The organism is Glycomyces terrestris, assembly GCF_003933745.1.
In the GTDB taxonomy this organism is placed as follows: domain Bacteria; phylum Actinomycetota; class Actinomycetes; order Mycobacteriales; family Micromonosporaceae; genus Glycomyces; species Glycomyces terrestris.
Genome location: NZ_RSEB01000001.1, coordinates 214,965 through 233,273 on the forward strand (window position 1 = coordinate 214,965; position 18,309 = coordinate 233,273).

Genomic DNA, 18,309 nt, shown 5'->3' on the forward strand with positions numbered 1-18,309 from the left:
GCTGGGGAGTGCTCGGCGTGGACCGCCCCGCGTCTTCTGGGGAGGAAGTGGTCGGTTAACCGACGTCGAAGGTGTAGGTGACCGGGTCGGAGGTCACGGCGCCGTCGACGCTGTGCGTGCCCGAGAGTCGCAGGGTCAGCGTGTAGACCCCGGGCTCGGTGAAGACCCAGGTCGGGTGGTGGTGCGATTCGGTGACCGTGATCGCCGAAGCGCCGCAGCCGCTGTTGGTGTGCAGGCGGGTCGTGTTGGTGGTGGAGTCGTAGATCGACACGTGACCGCCCGCGGGCGCGGAGTAGCTCACGAGGTTGACCTTGACGTTGCCGCCGAAGGAGGCGAGGTTCAGCCCGTCGGTGTTCCAGCCGGCCCAGATCTTGCCGGTCTGCTCGGTGCGGGGCAGGACCCAGTTGGCGCCGGCGTCCCAGCGGCAGGCGGTGGCGCTGGCCATGGTGACCTGGTGTCCGCTGTGGACATCGAAGAGTGCGTCGGCCGGTTCGATGGTCTGGCCGGTGGAGTAGATCTTCACGTTGAGGTCGAGCTTGTTCGCGGTGTCGTCGTAGGCGATGGCGAAGACGTCGACGTGACCGGAGCTGATCGTCGTCGCGGCCTGGGCCGTGCCGGAGAACAGGAGTGCCGCGACCGCGCCGATCGCGGCGGCGAGCAGCGAGGTCTTCTTGAGCGTGCGCATGGCTTAGGCCTCCACCCAGAACCAGTAGTCGACCTCGCCGGTGGAGACGGACTCGCCGGTGGCGGCGTCGACGCCTTCGGCCTCGACGGTCAGCTTGTAGATGCCGGACTTGGTGAAGGCCCAGTTCAGGTGGCCGTGGCTGGCGGCCGCGACCTCCCAGGAGCCGGCGCCGTCGTTGGAGTCGAAGCGGACCTCGGGGTTGCCGAAGTCGTCCACGTTGTACAGGGCGACGTCGCCGCGGCCCACGGCGTCGTGGACGGTGAGGGTGACGCTGTCGCCGACGAGGTCGCCGAGGGCGATCTCCTCGGTGCCTATGCCGGCGAACAGGAGGCCTTCGACCTCGGTGTCGGGGAGGATCCAGGCATTGCTACCGGGCGCGCCGATGAAGTCGTACCCGGCCGGGACCGTGGTCTTGGCTTCGTTGTTGGCCTTGAGGAGGACCTCGCCGGGGGCGTATTCGGCGTCGGTCTCCTCGTCGTGGACGTGGAGCTCGAGCTCGCCCGCCTCGTAGGCGATGCCGATGACGTCGACGTGGCCCTCGGACAGGATCGTGTAGTCGGCCTCGGCGGCGGTCGCGGGGGCGGCGGTCATGGCGACGACGGCTGCGGCGGCAGCGGCTACGGCGGAGTGCTTCGCGATGGTTCGCAAGGGGGTTCCCTTCTCGGTGTTCAGATGGCGGTGAAGGTGACGAGCGCGGTGTAGGTACCGGACTCGACGTCGGTGGGCAGTTCCAACTGGAGGTCGGCGCCGAGCACGCAGGTGCCGTTGCCGGCCCCGGAGGCCGCGGCGGCGAGGATCTGCGAAGTGGCCAGGCCGGGGCCGCCGTCGAGGGCGCCCTCCACGGCCGGGCCCGGCGTGACCTGCTGGCTGGCGCCGGTGGAGACGACGCCGGGGAGCCAGCCGAGGTGGTTGCTGCTGAATCCGCCGTCGGCGCCGGTGAAGTCGGAGACCTGTGCGGCGGCGTTCCAGCCGGGGTCGGCGGAGCGGGTGTCGGTGACGGTGACCGGGCGCAGTTCGCCTTCGCTGGTCCAGCGGGTCGCGGTGTTGTCGAGCGCCATGGCCGGGAGGACCACGTCGCGGTCATCGGGGTCGACGCTGATGACCAGGCCGCCCGCGTCGGTGTCCAGACTCGCGGTGATGGTCTGGGTGTTCTCCAGCTCAGGATCGGGGTCGGGGTCCGGGTCGCCGCCGGGCCATTCGTCGACGACGAAGACGTACTGCGTCGGCGGGGAGGTGACGGCGGTGCCGTCCGCGAGGGTCGCCTGGGCCTGCCAGGTGAGGGTATAGACGCCGGGTTCGGTGAAGAACCAGTTGGCGTGCGCGTGAGAGCCGGCGCGGGTGGGGATCGCGTCGGGGAGACCGTCGGCGCTGTCGATGAGGGTGGTGTTGCCGCCGAAGTCGTCGAGCTGGAACATGTACAGGTCGCCGGGGCCTTCGACGCCGGTGAGGTTCAGCGAGAGCGCGTCGTCGCGGAGTTCGCCGCCTGCGATGCGGGCGGTGTCCCAGCCGGCGAAGAGGATGCCGCTCTTGTCGGTGTCGGGCAGCCACCACACGGTGTCGCCGGCGTTGAATCGGCCTTGGAGGCCGAGCCCGCTGACGTGTTCGGCCGTCAGCTCCGTCTCGGTCTCAGGGACGACGTGGAGGGCCACGTCGTCGGGGTCGCGGTAGACGGCGGTGGGGTCGTGGACCTTGCTGCCGTCCTTGATCTCGAGGGCGAGGGCGCCCTTGGCGAAGTCGGGGCTGAGCACGTCGACGTGGCCTTCAGCGAGGACCAGGCGGTCGTCGAGGCCAGGGTTGCCGGGGTCCGGGTCGGGATCGGGTTCGGAGGGCAGTTCGCCCACGTGCCAGTGGTAGTCGACGTTCTCGGAGGCGACCGGGGTGCCGTCGGCGAGGGTGCCGGTGATCTTCCACGTGAGGGTGTACGAGCCCTCCGCGGTGAAGGCCCACGCGGCGTGGACGTGGGAGTTGACGCCGACGGCGAGGGCGTCCGGGAGGCCGTCGCGGGAGTTGTAGAGGACCTGCGGCGAGCCGAAGTTGCTGAGGCTCCACAGGGCCAGGTCGCCGGGGCCGTCGACGCCGACCAGGGTCATCTGGATCCGGTCGTCCTCGAACTGCCCGGCCTTCAGCGGTTCGGTGCTCCAGCCGGGCCACAGCAGTTCGTGGTCCTGGGTGAAGGGCAGCAACCAGATCGGATCTCCGGGTTCGCCGAGGAAGTCGAGGATGCCGCCTTCGGGGATCGCCATCTCGGCCTGGGGCAGGACCTGGAAGAGGACGTCTTCGGGGTCGCGCTCCACGGTGACGTCCCCGGTGTCGTCGCTGACCCGCAGCTCGAGGCGGTCCCCTTCGAGGTAGGCCTTCATGGCGTCGGTGTGCCCGGCGGAGAGGACGACCCGGCCGTCGTGGGTCGGCTCGGCGGCGGCCGGGGCCGCCACGGTGGTCAGCAGGAGCGCCGCGGCGAGGGCGGCCGCCCGCGGCAGTGCTGGGGCGAGGGTCATCGGGGGTTCCTTCGCGGTTCAAGGACGGGGTCCCCCTCATGCTAACGGAAATCATTATCATTATCGAGTCCCATGTGACCGGAGATTTCGGTCGGTCGGGAACGGAGGCGTCTTCGCAGGCAGCGGCCCCGTCCGAAGTCGAGTGACGTTGAATACCGAGCACATGCGCATATGCGGACGCCGCTATCTGAACGGCCCCTGTCGCGCCCGGGCGGCGCGAACGGCCGCACCGCCGATGAGGCCGGAGGCAGTGCGACGACGAGCCGCGTCATGGCGGCGGATGACGGCCGCGCCGAGGCCGACAGCGGCGCCCGCCGCGTGAGGCGGCTCAGGCCCTGGTCGCGACCGTCTCCAGGTAGTCGACCGGGAGCGTGAACCAGGTGTCGGTGCGGCCGCGCTCGGCCAGGAGTTCGCGCAGCCGGGATTCGAGCTCCGGCCAGCGACCGGTCGGCTCGACGCCCGCGCGGATGGCGAGCCACGCGGGGTTGCCCCCGGTGAGCTCGGACATCGCCTGGTCCAGGTCCGCCCAGACCACGTTCACGGTGCGCACGGTGGATTCGAGTTCGACCGGCAGTCCCGCGAAGACCTCGCGGACGCTGTCGGCCCGCGCCCACCGGTGGACGGGGGCGCCGACGCCCTGGCCGGGCAGGTAGGCCCCGGCGAGCGGCCCCATGGCGCCGAAGGCGGACTCCGGCGTCCAGGCGAGGACGGCGATGCGACCGCCCGGTCGGCACACGCGGACGAGTTCGGCGGCCATGGCCTCGGGATCGGGCGCGAACATGCATCCGAACGCCGAGGCCACCAGGTCGAAGGCTTCGTCAGGCACCGGGAGCGCCGTCATGTCGGCTTCGATCCAGTCCACCGCGACACCGGCGGCCTCGGCTCGGGTCCGGGCCAGGTCGAGCAGGGCCGGGGCGGCGTCGAGACCGGTCACCCGGGCTCCGGCCCTCGCCGCGGCGATGGCGAGCGCGCCTGGGCCGCATGCGATGTCGAGCACGTCGAGGCCGGCGGCGGCGTGCGCTTCCGCGACCCGGGTGCTCGCCTCGGCCCAGCGGTCGCCGGCGGCGGCGTAGTCGCCGCGGCTCCACAGTGCTCCTGCGTCCATCGGTTCCCCTTCTCTGATGCGGCGGTCCCCACTCTATGCGCGGCGGCCGGTGTACACGGTGCGAATCTCCCAGTGGTGCAGGTCGTCCCGGTTGCCGAGCCAGTGGGAGTCGGCGGGGTCGAGCAGGGCCTGCCAGACGTCGCGGTCCTCGCCGTCGAGGAAGTCGCCGAACCACTCCACGCGCGCGGCGAGGCTGTCGAGGGCTTCGGTCAGGTCGCCGCCGGCGAGCGGGGCCGGGCGGTCGATGAACTCCGTGCGCGTCTCGATGTCGCGCAGCCCGGCCAGGCGCAGCGCCCTGGTCCAGCCGTACGGCATCGGGACGGCGCCGCGCTCGGCGTTCTCGGCCTCCATCCGCAGGCTTCCGGCGGTCTCGAGGCGGGCGTGCAGGCCCGGTCTGCCGAACCCGATGTCCCACGGGAGGATCCGCGCGCCCAGGCCGCCTTCGGCGACGGCCATGCGCCCGCCGGGCCGGAGGTTCGCGGCGAGCGCGTCGAGGGCCGCCTGCTGGTCGACGGCGTGGTGGACGACGTGCCCGGCCCACACCAGGTCGACCGGTCCCCCGAGCGCGTCGCGGATCGCCTCGGCTCCGGCGTCGAGGTCGGCGGTGCGGAAGTCGAGGTCGGCGCCGTGTTCGGCGGCGTAGGAGCGGGCGATGTCGAGCACGGCCGCGTCCGAGTCCACGGCGAGCACTGCGGCGCCCGGGCGGGCGGACTTGAGGGCCGCGGCCATGCCGCCCGCGCCGCAGCCGATGTCGGCCGCGCGGTCGTATCCGGCGACGGCGAACTCGGCGGCGAGGCGCCGGTCGCGTTCGGCGTTGCGGGCGGCGCTCTGCCGCAGCCAGCGCTCCTGTTCGCTGTAGTCGAGCGCGATCGGCGAACTCAATGGAGGCTCCCGGCGTGGGCGTGGGCGTGGTCGTGGTGGTCGAGGCCGTGGGCGGTCCACGGTTCGAACGGGTCGACCATGGGGGCCTGGTCCTCCCCCGAGCGCACGAGGCAGTCGCGAAGGGCGCGTTCGAGTTCGGCGTGGTTCAGGTCGGCGCCGATGAAGACGAGCTCCTGCCCCTGCTCCTCGTCGCGCGCCGCGAACGGGTCGAAGCGCGCCACGGCCCCGGCCTGGGACCACAGGCCGGTCACGGCCGGGCGGGTGGCGAGCCAGAAGAAGCCTTTGGAGCGCAGCACGTTCCCGAACCGACCGGAGTCCAGTTCGGACACCAGCTTCCACAGCCGCTCGGGGTGGAAACCGGCCGGGTCGCGGAAGAGCAGGCTGGAGATGCCGTACTCCTCGGTCTCGGGCACGTGCTCGCCGTTGATCTCCTTGGCCCAGCCCGGGGCCTCCTGGGCGCGGTCGAGGTCGAACAGGCCGGTGCCGAGCACGCGCCGCACGTCCACCTCGCCGTGGCTCGACCGCACGAGGCGCGCTTCGGGGTTCAGCCGCCGGAGGACGGCTTCGATCCTGTCGGCGTCGGCGGGCGCGACGAGGTCGGTCTTGTTGAGGACGATGACGTCCGCGAACTCGATCTGGTCGATGAGGAGGTCGGCGACGGTGCGGTCGTCGTCCTCGTACGCGTCGAGCCCGCGCGAGACGAGGTCGTCGCCGCGTTCGAGTTCGATGAGGACGTTCGCGGCGTCGACCACGGTCGCCATGGTGTCGAGCTCGGTGAGATCGGAGAGCAGGCCGTGCTCGAGCTCGCCGAAGGCGAAGGTGGCCGCCACCGGCATCGGCTCGGAGATGCCGCTCGACTCGATGAGGAGGTAGTCGAAGCGGCCTTCCCGGGCGAGCTTCGCGGCCTCGTCGAGGAGGTCGCCGCGCAGTGTGCAGCAGATGCAGCCGTTGCTCAGCTCGACCAGGCGCTCGTCGGTGCGGGAGAGGCTCCCGCCCTCCCGCACGAGGCCGGCGTCGATGTTGATCTCGCTCATGTCGTTGACGATGACGGCCACGCGCAGGCCCTCGCGGTTGCGCAGCACGTGGTTGAGCAGGGTGGTCTTTCCGGCGCCCAGGAACCCGGACAGCACGGTGACCGGCAGTCGCTTCACCGGGACTCCAATCATTATTGGAAATGATTATCAGTCTAACTGAAGCTGTCGGGCCGGATGTGAGCCACTTCCCCACGACCGCGTCCACCCTGCCTCACCAGGACCATCCCATTGCATTCGCCGAGAGGGAGCCGGCCGGGACTACGAGATCACGGCGGACGGCCTAGTCATCCGCGACCGCGGCCACCGGCCGCGCATGGCTGCCGGGGCCCCTCCCCGTCTGAGTCCGGCCATGGGTCAGCTCGCTTTGCAGCACGAGGGCCGCTGCGCCGATCGCTGCCGCGTCGGGGCCGTTGACCGACGGCGCCACCCGCACCGGGTGCGTCCGCCAGGCGGCGGTGCGGCGGTCCACCTCCTCCTGGATCACGGTCTGGTAGACGGAGCCCGCTTTCGCGAAGCTCGGACCGGCCAGGATGATCGCGTCCACGTCGAAGAGGAGGGTCATGGTGACGGCGGCGGCGCCGAGGTAGCGGGCCGACCGCTCGATCAGGTGACGTGCGTCCGGATCACCGGCGTCGGCTGCGGCCGCGATCCGCGCGAACTCGGTGAGGAAGTCGGCGCTGTCGGGGTCGGGCACCAGTCGCTCGGCCAGCGCGGGCATGGCCGCGGCCTGCCGGACCAGGGCTGACGGGCCGGCGTAGTTCTCCAGGCAGCCCACGTTGCCGCACGGGCACGGGTCGCCGTTGACGTCGATCGACATGTGTCCGAGTTCGACGCTGTTGGAGGAGCTGCCTCGGTACACGTCTCCGGCGACCACGACTCCGCCGCCGATCCCGCTGGCCATGTAGATGCAGCCGTAGGTGCTGCGTCGGTCGACCGCGCCCATCCAGTATTCGCCGATCGCGGCGGCCGCGGCGTCGTTGTCGAGGAGCACGGGCAGGCCGAGGCTCTGCGCGAGTCGCTCCGCGACCGGGTATTCGAGCCACGGCTCGGAGGGCTGCGGGCTCAAGAGCACCCCCGCGCGGCGGTCCTGCGGGCCGTAGCTGACCAGCCCGGCCCCCAGCACCCGGTCGCGGTCGACGGCGGCCATGGCGAGCAGGGCGTCCACCTGCGAGGCGATCATCGGCAGGGCCTGGTCCGGCGGCATCGACGCCACCCCGCGGAACGACGTTCGGGCCACCGGCCGGCCGGCCAGGTCGACGATGACGATGACGCAGACGTTGCGCTCCATCTGGACGCCGACGCTGTAGCGGGCCCGGGGGTCGAGCTGCACCAGCGTGCGCGGCTTGCCGCCGGTCGGCGCGCCTCGGCCGGCCTCGACGACCAGTCCGTCGTCGATGAGCTCCCGCACGAGCTCGGAGATCGTGGCACCGGTGAGTCCGGTCGCCGCCGCGAGCTCCACTCGGCTGATCGTGCGGGACGCACGGATGGCGTCCAGGATCTTGCCTCTGGTCCTCGATCTGCTCGTCCACGTCGGCCTGAGCGCCACGCGTGCTCCCTTCGCTGGTTTGCAAAGCCGCCTTGCTTACCCGGCTGCCTGCCCGTTCGCCCGAGCGGCCGGACGATGCCCCTAAGCATAGATTCATCTACATTCTTGACTTTCTTCGGCTGCCTAACTAAGGTGAGTACGGAAGCGCTCCCACACATCCCTCACGAGCAAAGGAGCTGTGATGCGACATCGTCAGACACTGTTGGTCGCCGGCGCCGTCGGCGCACTGGTACTGGGCGGCTTGGCGACGGCGACCCTTCCCGCATCGGCGGCCGCCTCGGGCTGCGCGGTTACCTATACCGTGCAGAGCGAGTGGCCGGGCGGGTTCCGCGCCGACCTGGACGTCACCAACCTCGGCGACGCCATGTCCGACTGGACCTTGACCTTCGACTTCCCGGACGTCGGCCAGCAGGTCACCCAGGGCTGGAGCGCCGTGTGGACCCAATCCGGCACCGGCGTCTCCGCCGCCAGCATGAGCTGGAACGGGTCGCTGGACACCGACGCCTCCACCTCGATCGGGTTCGTCGGCACCTGGCGCGATGCCAACCCCGAGCCGGAGTCCTTCTCGCTCAACGGCATACCCTGCACCGGCTCGACGACGCCCACCGGGGGTCCGACCACCACCCCGACCGAGGACCCGACCACCACCCCGCCGGACGGTCCGGCGCCGCAGCTCAGCGTCTCCGGCAACCAGATCGTCACCGAGGACGGCGAGCCGTACCGGCTGCTCGGTGTGGACCGGTCCTCCGCCGAGTTCGCGTGCGTCCAGGGCAAGGGCCTGTTCGACTCCGGCCCGGTCGACCAGGCGTCCGTCGACGCCATGAAGACCTGGAACATCCACGCCGTGCGCCTCCCGCTCAACGAGGAGTGCTGGCTCGGCCTCAACGGCTCCCCCAGCGGCGCCGCCTACCAGCAAGGCATCAAGGACTACGTCGATCTCCTGGTCGCCAACGGCATCAACGTCATCCTCGACCTGCACTGGACCTGGGGCGCCTACACCACCGGCCCGGACTGGCATTGCACCGATGTGCACGCCACCTGCCAGAAGCCGATGCCCGACGCGCAGTACGCCCCGCAGTTCTGGGCCGGCGTCGCCGAGACCTTCAAGGGCAACGACGCCGTCGTCTTCGACCTGTTCAACGAGCCGTACCCGGACATGGCCAGCGACTGGGACAAGACGCTGGGCTGGCAGTGCCTGCGCGACGGCGGCACCTGCGCCGGCATCGGATACGAGGTGGCCGGCATGCAGGACCTCGTCGACGCGGTCCGCAGCACCGGCGCCACGAACATCCTCATGGTCAGCGGACTCGAGTGGACCAACGACATGCGGGAATGGCTGGCCTACATGCCGGAGGACCCGCTGAACAACATCGCCGCGTCCTGGCATTCGTACAGCTTCAACCGCTGCGTGACCGCGTCCTGCTGGGACGCCGAGATCGCCCCACTGATGCAGGAGGTGCCGGTCGTGCTCGGCGAGTTCGGCCAGGACGACTGCGGCTTCGACTACATGCAGGAGCTGGTGAACTGGGCCGACGCGAACGGCATGGGCTACCTGGCCTGGACCTGGAACCCGTGGGGCTGCACCACCGGCGCGGTCCTCATCAAGGACTGGTCCGGAATCCCGGAACCCGGCGTCGGCGAGGGCTACCGGGACCACCTGCTCACGCAGAGCCCCTACCTGTGACCCTGAGTCCTGCGTGAGGCCTCCTGTCGAGTTCCATTGTGCCTCAGCAGACCTCGGCAGGAGGCGTCAAGACCGAAGACGGCCGAGCCGATCGGGACGGCGTAGTCGTTGAGCAGGTCCGCGTCCGACAGCCGCTGCTGGATGGCGAGGAACTGCTCGGCATCGGCCTGGTAGGCGATGAACACCAGGCCCGTGTCGGGCAGCCCCTCGGCGGTCGGGCCCTCGTCGTAGTCGAACGAGCGCCGCAGCATGACCTCGCCGCCTTCGGCGGCACGGCGGATGTGGGCGTTGAAGCTCACGCGCCGGTCCGGGCGGCCTCCGGCCGAATTGCTTGCCACGGCATCACACGAAATCGGCCGACGGCGACGGACCGGCCCCTTGTCCAACCAGGTCTGGCTGCCACAAGCCTCCGCCGGTCGGGGAAGCGCACTCAGGAGGCGGGGTCCGCAGATCGACTGGGCGATACGGCTCTCCAGATCGCGACCGCGATCGCAGTCGCGGCCAGGAGCGGGAGCACGAGCGCTCCAGCGATGCCAGGGTAGCCGAAGAGGGCCAGTCCGGCCCCGCCGAGGCTCGCGCCGGCGAAGGTGCCCAGGCTCATCCCGGCGGCGTTGACGCTCAACGCGGCCGAGCGCACCGGCCCGCCGCGGCGGACGATGAGCGCGGTGATCGCCGCCGCCGTGACCGCGTGGCCCGCGGACTGGAGCGCGGTCCCCGCGATCGCGGGGACCAGTGAGGGCGCGGCGAAGAGGAGGACGAGGCCAGCGGTCGCCGCCAGGACACCGCCCAACAGAGCGAGAGCGACCTGATGCGGGTCCTCGGTGCGGCCGATCCACCTGCCGCCGAAGTAGTTGCCGAGGAAGAACGAGAGGCCGCTGACAGTCCATACCAGCGTGAACAGGGCGGCGTCAAGGCCGAAGGCGTGGTCGTACCAGGCGGCCATGTAAGCCAGGCAGCCCATGAGGGCGGCGGTGCGGAACGAGGCGGCCGAGATGAGCGCCAAGAGGATCCGCCTGCCGGCGATCTGCCGGAATGCGTCGCGGTAGCCCGGCGGCCGCTCGGAGCCGCCGGTGTGCCGGTGCGGATCGGGTCGCAGGGCGAAGCCGATCGCCAGGACCGTGGCGAGGGCCGCGGTCATGACCAGGGCACCGCGCCAGCCGGTCTGCGCCGCGACGACGCCGATCACCGGTCCGGCGGCGACGGCCGCGAGGGCCTGGGTCGCGGAGACGAGGGTGGCGGCCCGCCCGGAGGTCGCGGCATCGTCGTACCGGTCCGCGGCCGCCGCCAAGAGCGCGGGAGTCAGGAGTGCCGTGGAGGAGCCGATCGCGGCGCAGAAGACGACCAGCGCGGGGAAGCTGCCGTGGAGTGCCGTCAGCGAACCGGCGGCGAGGATGCCCAGTGCGACCGCGCCGACGCGCCGTTTCGCGAAGCGCTCCAGCAGCGGTGCGGCAGTGACGCCGACGGCGAGCGCGGTGATGCCGCCGAGGCCCCGCAGGGCCCCGACGGCGGCCACGTCGCCGCCCGCGTCACGGGCGATGGGCACCAGGAACGTCGAGTAGACCGTGAACGGGAGGAGGCTGACGGCCGAGGCCAGCAGCAGCGGCCACAGCTCGGCCCACAGCCGCGCCTCGCTCGGAGGCGCGGTGTCCTGGCGCAGCGCGGTCACTGGATCGAGTTCAGGTACTCGGAGAAGGCCTCCATGCCGTCGATGACGCGGGGGCCGGAGATGGCCTCGTTGTAGTCGAGGATGAAGAAGCGGTCGTTCACCACGGCCGGCAGGTCCTTCGTGTTCGGGTTGGTCTTGAGGAACTCGATCTTCTCCTCGGCGGGCTGGTCCTGGTAGTCGAGGATGGCGATCACGTCGGGCTGGGATTCCACGACGGACTCCCAGCCGACCTGGGTCCAGCGCTCATCGAGGTCGGCGAAGACGTTGACGGCGCCGGCCTTGGTGAAGATGTCGTTGGGCGGCACCTGGTTCCCGGCGGTGTAGGGCTGGTCGGTGCCGGAGTCGTAGAGGAAGACCTTGAGCGGTTCGCCCTCGGGGGCGGCGGCTTCGACGGCGGCGACGCGTTCCCTGTAATCGGCGACGACTTCGGCGGCCTTGTCTTCGACGCCGAAGATCTGCCCGAGGCGTTCGAGGTCGGTGTACAGGCCCTCGAGCGGGGAGGTCTCCTCGGGGAACTCGGGGTAGTTGAAGCACGATTCGGTGTGCATGAAGCTCTGGATGCCCAGGCCGTCGAGGATCTCGGGGGTGATGCCGCGTTCGTCGCTGAACCCGGAGTTCCATCCGGCGACGACGAAGTCGGCTCCGGCGTCGACGACCAGTTCGCGGTTGAGCAGGTCGTCGCCGAGGAATTCGAGTTCGGCGTACTCGGCGGCGTACGGGGACTCCTCGACCGGCGGGTTGGCCGGGGGCATGACGTAGCCCTTGATGTGGTCGGCGAGGCCGAGGACGAGCATCTTGTCGGTGCTGCCGGCTTCATAGGTGACCGCGTTCTGCGGGGTGGTGTACTGGACGGCTTCGCCGCAGCGGTTGACGGTGACCGTGGCGGCGTCGCCGCCGCCTTCGACTTCGGCGCCGCAGGCGGCGAGGGCCGCTGCGAGGGTGACGGTCAAGCCAGCGGTGAGGGCGGTGCGGGTGTTCACTTCGGGATTCCTTCCATTGGGGACGATGTGGGGAGGCCGAGGAGGACCTGCGGACGGCCGGTGTGCGGATGGGGCACGATCTCGGCGTCGACGCCGAAGACCTCGCGCAGCAGCTCGGCGGTCAGCACCTCGTGCGGAGTGCCGACCGCGGCGAGCGCGCCGCCTTGCAGGACGGCGATCCGGTCGCACACGGCCGCAGCCAGGTTGAGGTCGTGGAGAACGACCAGGACCGTGACGTCGGCGGCGGCGATGAGGGAGAGCAGGCCGAGCTGGTGGCGCAGGTCGAGGTGGTTGGTGGGCTCGTCGAGGACGAGGATCCGCGGCTCCTGGACGAGGGCGCGGGCGAGCAGGACCCGCTGCATCTCGCCGCCGGAGAGGGTGAGCGCGCCCCGGTCGGCGAGGTGGGCGACGTCCACGCGGGCCATGGCGTCGCGGCAGAGCGCGAGCTCGTCCGGACTGAGCCGCCCGCCGCGGGGGTGGTGCGGGTGGCGGCCCATCGCGACGATCTCGGCGACGGTGAAGTCGAGGTAGGTGTGGTGCTGCTGGGTGAGGGCGGCGACGGTGCGGGCGGCGTCGCGGCGGTGCATGGCCCACAGGTCCGCGCCGTCCACGAGGATCGCGCCGCTCTCGGGCGACAGGGCGCGGTAGACGGCCCGCAGCGCGGTGGTCTTGCCGGACCCGTTGGGGCCCAACAGGCCGACTACGCTGCCGCTGGGGACGTCGAGGGTGAGGTCGTGGACGATGCGGACGCCGTCCAGGGCGACGTTCAGCCCGTCGAGACGCAGGTCCATGTCAGCTCCCTCCGAACAGGTAGGCGCGGCGGCGCAGCATGTAGACGAAGACCGGGACGCCGATGAGGGCGGTGACCGCGCCGACCGGGATCTCGCGCGGCGCGACCAGCGTGCGCGAGGCCAGGTCGATCCAGACCATCAGCAGTGCCCCCGCGAGGGGCGCGACCGCGAGCACGCGTGCGTGCGAGGCGCCGACCCAGATGCGGATCAGGTGCGGCACGACCAGGCCGACGAAGCCGATCGCGCCGGAGACGGCGACCATCGCGCCGGTGACGACCGAGGTGAGCACGAGGAGCCATCGCAGTTCGCGGCCGGTGTCGACGCCGAGGCTGGCGGCGGCCTCGTCGCCGAGGGAGAGCACGTCGAGCCGTCCGGCCCGGAAGGCCAGGATCGCGATGCCCGCCGCGACGGCGACCGCGACTACAGGAAGCGTCGCCCAGGACGCGGCCCCGAATCCGCCCATGGTCCAGAACAGGACGGTGCTGGCGGCTTCGGCGTTCGGCGCGAAGTAGACGATGACGCTCGTGGCCGCCTGGAACGCGAAGGACATGGCGACGCCGACGAGCACCAGCCGCAGCGGGCTGAGGACCGAGGCGCGGGCGGCGGCGAGGTAGACGACGGCGCAGGCGACGAGCCCGCCCAGGAACGCTCCCGTGGAGACCGCGTAGATGCCAAGGGCCCCGAGGCCGCCCCAGACGCCGACCGAGACCGCACCGGTGGCGGCTCCGGCGGAGACGCCGAGAAGGTAGGGCTCGGCGAGCGCGTTGCGGACCATCGCCTGCACGGCGACGCCCATCGCGCCCAGACCCGCGCCGACCACGGCCGCGAGCAGCACGCGCGGGGTTCGGATCTGCCAGATGATCTGGTACCGGCTCACCTCGTCGGCCGGGATCGTGCCGCCGGTGAGCGCCGCCCACAAGTACCCGGCGGTGTCGGCCGGGGCGATCGAGGCCGGACCGGCGCCGATCGCGACCAGGGCCGACGCGACGAGCAGGGCTGCCAGGCCGATCGCCACGAGTCCGACCCGCAGCGTGCGCCCGGCGCGGCGAATCGTTTCAGGGTGCGCGCGGGCGTCGAGTCGGGGCATGGGGGTCCTTCCGGCTGAGGGCGATCGAGGAAAGAATAATGACAACCATTCCTGATAATGGGTGGGGCTGCCGAGAGTGTGAGCCGCCTTTCGCTTACGGGCAGCGGACTCGTATGAATCGGGCATCGGGTCCCGGAGCGGTCGTGACCACTGCACGATGGACCCCGCGGCCGGGCGTCGCAGGTGTAGGCGACCATCAGGGCCTGTCGAGATTGAGGAGCGGCGTTGAACGACCGATCGAGGCGCTTCGCGGGCCTGTCTCCCGAGCGCATCGTGGACGCGGCGATGGAGCTGACCGAGGGGCGGGGACTCCACACGTGGTCGATCCGCGACCTGGCGAAGCGGCTCGACGTGGTGCCGTCGGTGATCTACCACCACGTCGGGGGCAAGGACGAGCTGTGCCGCCAGGTCGCCGGACGCGTGACCGCGCAGATGCGGCGGCCTGACCCGGCGCTGGCATGGCAGGACTGGTTCCGGGCGCTGCTGTTCCCCGCTCGAGCGATCCTGAGCCCGTATCCGGGCGTGGCGATGTGGCTCATGATGCACGGCCCGACCTTCGAGCACCTGACGCCGATCATCGACGACGGCATCGCCGCATTGAAGCGCGCCGGGTTCGGCGAGCAGACGGGCCTGGCCTACGCCGCGATCCTCAACAGCGCCGTGCTCACGGTCGCCGCCGCCGACGAGCGGCTCGTGCACGCCGACGACGGCTCGCGGGACCACGCCCAGATCGTCCGCGACTTCGAGCGGATCGGCGCCGAAAGCCCCGGCGTCCAGGTTCTGACCGAGCTGACCGCGGGCTTCACCTCCCGGTCGGATGCCGGTGACGAGTACTACCGGTTCGTCATCGAGACCGTCTTGGCGGGCCTGGAGCGGTTCACGCGGGAGGCGTGAGCGCCTGCGACGGTTCGGCACGGAACCGCGGGTGCATGGAGAGGAACACGGCGAGGGCAACCAGGATCGCGGTCGCGACGATCACGGGCAGGGCCGGAGCGATCGCATAGAGCGCGGTGCCGGCGGTGGGGGCGATCACGAAGGTCAGGCCGGTGGTGGCGCTGGTGAGTCCGGCCAGGCCGCCCTGCTCTTCGCGGCTCACCAGGAGCGTGGGCCCGGCCGTGTAGCCGGGCATCGCCGTGCCCATGCCGAGGCCGGCGACCAGCATCGAGCCCAGCATGCCGGGCAGTCCGAGGTCGGGGATGAGCAGCGCGAACCCGAGCGCCGCGACGACGGTGCCGACGCGCAGGAGCGTGCGCGGCGTCCAGCCGCTCTTGGGGACGATGACGGCTTGCGCCGCGACGAGCCCCAGTCCCGCGGCCAGCAGCGCGCCGCCGGTGGTCAGGCCTGTGGCCTCGGCGCCGAGGTCCAAGCGGTCCTGGATGAGGAAGCCGATGAGGATCTGGATGAAGCCGAGCGCGGTGAACATGGTGAACCCGGCCAGCAGGAACGGCCAGACCCGCGTGTCGAACGGACTGACGCTCGCGGGCTTCTCGATGAGCTCGTGCTGTGGTTCGCGGCGCAGCCGCAGGGCGAGGAACGCCAGCGCCACGGCCAGAATGACGGGGACGGCGATGAGCGGCACGATGAGCCCGAAGGCCGCCAGCGCGCCGCCGACGACGGCCCCGGCGATCATGGCGATGCCCTGGACGGCCCCGACGCCGGCCATGCCCTTGACGCGGGCGGCCTCGTCGGTGGTGACGTCGGCGATGTACGCCTGCGCGGTCGTCGGAACCGCCGAGATCGCGGTGCCGAACCCGATGCCGCGCAGGAGCAAGAACAGTCCGAAGAGGAGCGTGCCAGTGACGACGCCGCGCATGCCGAGCCAGGAGACGAAGGCGAACAGAGCGGTCGCGCAGGCCGCGAGCGTGAACGCTGCCACGAGCACCGGTTTGCGGCCCTGCGACTGTGAACGCCGGCCCCACACCTGGCTGGTGGCGACCATCATGGCCGCCGCAACGCTGATGGTCAGCCCGATCTGCCATTCGGCGAGGCCGACTTCGCGCGCGAGCGGCGCGATGATCGGATTGAGCGTCATCTGGGCGAGGTAGACGAGGAACACCGCGCCGAGCACCAGGCGGACCTGAGGCTGGGCGGATACAGGAGGAGCCGGGACGGTGTCGGTCATGGGGTTCGGTCCCTGTTCGTTGGGGCGCTGTTCGTTGGGTCGCTGTTCGTTGGGCCTCGGTCGGGGCGCCGCAGTGTGAGGCGGCGGTCGGCGGCGAGGTCGAGAAGGTCGTCATCGTGGCTGATGAGCAGTACCACCGCGCCGTCGGCGGCGGTGCGGCGGATCTGGTCGGCGATGGAACGGAGGTGGCGGCGGTCCACTCCGGAGCTGGGTTCGTCGAAGATCACGACGCGTCGGGCGGCGGCGCGCACGGTCGCGATGACGAGCCGCTGCTGCTGGCCGCCGGACAGGGACAGAGGGTGCCGGTCGGCGAGCTGCGCGAGGTCGAGGTCGGACATGGCCGCCTCGCCGTCGCCGTCCCCGGCGGCGTCGATCTCGGCGCGGACGCTGTCGGTGAAGAGCTGGCGCTGCACGTCCTGCATGACGATCGCGGCGGTCCGCTGCCGGGCGCGGCGCGGCAGCGGCTTCCCGCCGAGCCGCACCTGTCCGGTGGACCGCTGGAGGCCGGCGACGATCCGGGCCAGTGTGGACTTGCCGGCGCCGTTGGCGCCGCTGACCGCGGTGACGGCGCCGGCCGCGAACGACGCGTAGTCGAGGTCGAGGACGGTGCGCCCGCCGAGGCGGCACTTGACGCCGACGAGTTCGAGGCCGCTGGAGTCCGTCTGCGCGGGCGCACCGTCGAGAGCGCTGTCAACCACGCTCGCACCCTCGGCCGCCGCGGGTTTGAGCACCGGTACGGCCACCCGGCCGCGGAGTCCTTCGCGCGCAAGGGCTTCGTCGGTGAGGGCGTTGAACTCGGCGGCCGTCCATTCGGTGTCGATCGCGCCCTCGCGCATGACGACGATCCGGTCGGCCAGGTGCTGGAGGTAGCGCAGCCGGTGCTCCGCGACGACCACCGTGGTGCCCCGGGCGCGCAGCTCCCCCAAGACGGCGCGCAGCCGGTCCACGGCGTCGGCGGACAGGTTGGCGCTGGGCTCGTCGAGCAGCAGGACCCGCGGGCCGTGAGCCGTGGCGGCGGCGATGGCGACCTGCTGCTGCTGGCCGCCGGAGAGGCGCTGGAGCGACTGGTCGAGCGGGACCCATGCGGACAGTGCCGAGAGTGCGCCGTCGACGCGGGCGCGGATGTCGCCGGGCGGGAAGCCGAACTGCTCCATCGCGAAGGCGACCTCTGCTTCGGCGGTGTCGGTGAAGAACTGGCGGCGCGGGTGCTGGAGGACCGTCCCGGTGACGGCGCCGAGTTCGTCCAGGCGCGCCTCGGCGGTGGTCAGGCCGGCGACGCGGACGGTGCCGGAGAGGGTGCCGTCTTCGTGGAAGTGCGGGATGAGGCCGTTCATGAGCCGCAGCGCCGTCGACTTGCCGGAGCCGCTGGCGCCGCACAGGACGACGAACTCGCCCGGTCTGATGTGGAGGTCAAGATTGCGCAGGCTCGGTTGCGCGGCATGCGGGTACGTCCAGGAGACGCCTTCGAGTTCGATCATGTCAGCGGCTGGGGCAGCAGGAGGGCGGCGGCCGCCAGCGCGGCGGTGCCGAGGACGAGGACGGCGTCGGCCGGGCCGAACCGGGGCGGGTGCAGGGCGGTCGGGGTGCGGGGCGAGCCGAATCCGCGCAGGACGGCGGCTGCGGAGAGGTCTTCGCTGGCGCGGAGGCTGGCGGCGATGAGGGGCACGGTGAACCGCTCGACGCTGAGCAGCGGGTGGCGGAGGAACCCGCCGACGCCGGCGAGGCCGCGCAGCCGCATCGCGTCCAGGACCGCGGCCGCCTCGGCGGCGACGACGGGGAAGAAGCGGAGCATGACCGCGAGGGTGACCGCGACGGGCCGCGGTGTGTTCCACGCGCGCAAGGCGAAGCCGAGGGCGGTCGGCGTGGTGGTGGCGATGAGGTGCATGCCGACGCCGGCCGCGGCGGTGAAGCGGATCAGGTAGGCGCACGCGAGCGAGGCGACCGCGGTGACCGGGTTCGCCCACCACTCCGGCAGCAGCCAGCCGACGGCCCACATCGCGGCGGCCGCGGCCGTCAGCGATGCGGCGCGCGCCCAGGCCCGCTCCCAGAGGGCGAGGCCGACCGCGAGTGCCAGTGCGGCGGGCACGAACCGGAGGCCGCCTGGGCCCATGACGGCCGCGCTCGCCGCGATGACGAGGAGCGCCTTCGTGCGGGGGTCGAGCCCCGGCGACCGGACGGCGGTCGCCGGGGCCGCGACCTCAGCGAGTGCCGGCGCGGACATGGTGTTCGGAG

At 71.6% G+C, this 18,309-nt stretch carries 17 protein-coding genes; 2 read left to right on the plus strand and 15 right to left on the minus strand.

From position 1 onward, the window contains the following. Positions 1 to 55: 55 nt before the first annotated feature. From EIW28_RS01020 to EIW28_RS01050, 7 genes are all read right to left on the minus strand, one after another. The gene (locus EIW28_RS01020) at positions 56 to 685 is read right to left on the minus strand and encodes a choice-of-anchor M domain-containing protein (RefSeq protein ID WP_125245866.1); all 630 of its coding nucleotides are present in this window, start codon (positions 683 to 685) and stop codon (positions 56 to 58) included. Positions 686 to 688: 3 nt separating this feature from the next. After that, positions 689 to 1,333: a choice-of-anchor M domain-containing protein gene (locus EIW28_RS01025; protein ID WP_125245867.1), complete on the minus strand. Its 645-nt coding sequence runs from the start codon at positions 1,331 to 1,333 to the stop codon at positions 689 to 691. A 20-nt stretch (positions 1,334 to 1,353) separates the two neighbouring features. Next, a complete protein-coding gene (locus EIW28_RS01030; protein ID WP_125245868.1) occupies positions 1,354 to 3,180 on the minus strand; it encodes a choice-of-anchor M domain-containing protein in 1,827 nt (608 codons plus the stop codon). A 328-nt stretch (positions 3,181 to 3,508) separates the two neighbouring features. Then, positions 3,509 to 4,285 (minus strand): class I SAM-dependent methyltransferase, encoded by a 777-nt coding sequence (locus tag EIW28_RS01035; protein WP_125245869.1) that lies wholly within the window; start codon positions 4,283 to 4,285, stop codon positions 3,509 to 3,511. Positions 4,286 to 4,318: 33 nt separating this feature from the next. Beyond that, the gene (locus tag EIW28_RS01040) at positions 4,319 to 5,167 is read right to left on the minus strand and encodes a methyltransferase (RefSeq protein WP_158630243.1); all 849 of its coding nucleotides are present in this window, start codon (positions 5,165 to 5,167) and stop codon (positions 4,319 to 4,321) included. Beyond that, on the minus strand, positions 5,164 to 6,333 hold the full coding sequence (locus tag EIW28_RS01045) for a GTP-binding protein (RefSeq protein WP_125245871.1): 1,170 nt from the start codon (positions 6,331 to 6,333) through the stop codon (positions 5,164 to 5,166). The genes EIW28_RS01040 and EIW28_RS01045 overlap by 4 nt, the downstream gene beginning before the upstream one ends. Positions 6,334 to 6,481: 148 nt before the next feature. Beyond that, positions 6,482 to 7,747 (minus strand): ROK family transcriptional regulator, encoded by a 1,266-nt coding sequence (locus tag EIW28_RS01050; RefSeq protein WP_125245872.1) that lies wholly within the window; start codon positions 7,745 to 7,747, stop codon positions 6,482 to 6,484. Positions 7,748 to 7,928: 181 nt separating this feature from the next. On the opposite strand from EIW28_RS01050, the gene EIW28_RS01055 reads away from it, so the two are divergent. After that, the gene (locus tag EIW28_RS01055; RefSeq protein WP_125245873.1) at positions 7,929 to 9,431 is read left to right on the plus strand and encodes a cellulase family glycosylhydrolase; all 1,503 of its coding nucleotides are present in this window, start codon (positions 7,929 to 7,931) and stop codon (positions 9,429 to 9,431) included. On the opposite strand, the gene EIW28_RS24045 is transcribed toward EIW28_RS01055, so the two are convergent. The 5 genes from EIW28_RS24045 to EIW28_RS01080 all read right to left on the minus strand — a co-directional run bounded on the left by EIW28_RS24045 (position 9,422) and on the right by EIW28_RS01080 (position 13,955). Continuing rightward, positions 9,422 to 9,769: a Dyp-type peroxidase gene (locus EIW28_RS24045; protein WP_158630244.1), complete on the minus strand. Its 348-nt coding sequence runs from the start codon at positions 9,767 to 9,769 to the stop codon at positions 9,422 to 9,424. The genes EIW28_RS01055 and EIW28_RS24045 overlap by 10 nt on opposite strands. A 92-nt stretch (positions 9,770 to 9,861) precedes the next feature. Further along, positions 9,862 to 11,097 carry an MFS transporter gene (locus tag EIW28_RS01065; RefSeq protein ID WP_125245874.1) on the minus strand — a complete coding sequence of 412 codons (1,236 nt, stop codon included), beginning with the start codon at positions 11,095 to 11,097 and terminating at the stop codon, positions 9,862 to 9,864. Then, positions 11,094 to 12,077, minus strand: coding sequence for an ABC transporter substrate-binding protein (locus tag EIW28_RS01070; protein ID WP_125245875.1), 984 nt, complete (start codon positions 12,075 to 12,077; stop codon positions 11,094 to 11,096). Before EIW28_RS01070 ends, EIW28_RS01065 begins: the two co-directional genes overlap by 4 nt. Continuing rightward, complete coding sequence (locus EIW28_RS01075; protein WP_125245876.1) at positions 12,074 to 12,868, minus strand: ABC transporter ATP-binding protein; 795 nt, start codon at positions 12,866 to 12,868, stop codon at positions 12,074 to 12,076. Before EIW28_RS01075 ends, EIW28_RS01070 begins: the two co-directional genes overlap by 4 nt. Before the next feature lies 1 nt (position 12,869). Continuing rightward, complete coding sequence (locus EIW28_RS01080) at positions 12,870 to 13,955, minus strand: FecCD family ABC transporter permease (RefSeq protein WP_125245877.1); 1,086 nt, start codon at positions 13,953 to 13,955, stop codon at positions 12,870 to 12,872. 225 nt (positions 13,956 to 14,180) lie between these two features. On the opposite strand from EIW28_RS01080, the gene EIW28_RS01085 reads away from it, so the two are divergent. Continuing rightward, positions 14,181 to 14,849 (plus strand): TetR/AcrR family transcriptional regulator, encoded by a 669-nt coding sequence (locus EIW28_RS01085; protein WP_232013758.1) that lies wholly within the window; start codon positions 14,181 to 14,183, stop codon positions 14,847 to 14,849. On the opposite strand, the gene EIW28_RS01090 is transcribed toward EIW28_RS01085, so the two are convergent. From EIW28_RS01090 to EIW28_RS01100, 3 genes are read right to left on the minus strand one after another with little or no spacing between them, the layout of a single operon-like run. Further along, positions 14,833 to 16,077, minus strand: a complete 1,245-nt coding sequence (locus EIW28_RS01090; protein WP_125245878.1) for an MFS transporter — start codon at positions 16,075 to 16,077, stop codon at positions 14,833 to 14,835. The genes EIW28_RS01085 and EIW28_RS01090 overlap by 17 nt on opposite strands. Beyond that, positions 16,074 to 17,555: an ABC transporter ATP-binding protein gene (locus EIW28_RS01095; RefSeq protein WP_125245879.1), complete on the minus strand. Its 1,482-nt coding sequence runs from the start codon at positions 17,553 to 17,555 to the stop codon at positions 16,074 to 16,076. Before EIW28_RS01095 ends, EIW28_RS01090 begins: the two co-directional genes overlap by 4 nt. Continuing rightward, the gene (locus tag EIW28_RS01100; RefSeq protein ID WP_125245880.1) at positions 17,552 to 18,298 is read right to left on the minus strand and encodes an energy-coupling factor transporter transmembrane component T; all 747 of its coding nucleotides are present in this window, start codon (positions 18,296 to 18,298) and stop codon (positions 17,552 to 17,554) included. Before EIW28_RS01100 ends, EIW28_RS01095 begins: the two co-directional genes overlap by 4 nt. Positions 18,299 to 18,309: the final 11 nt, after the last annotated feature.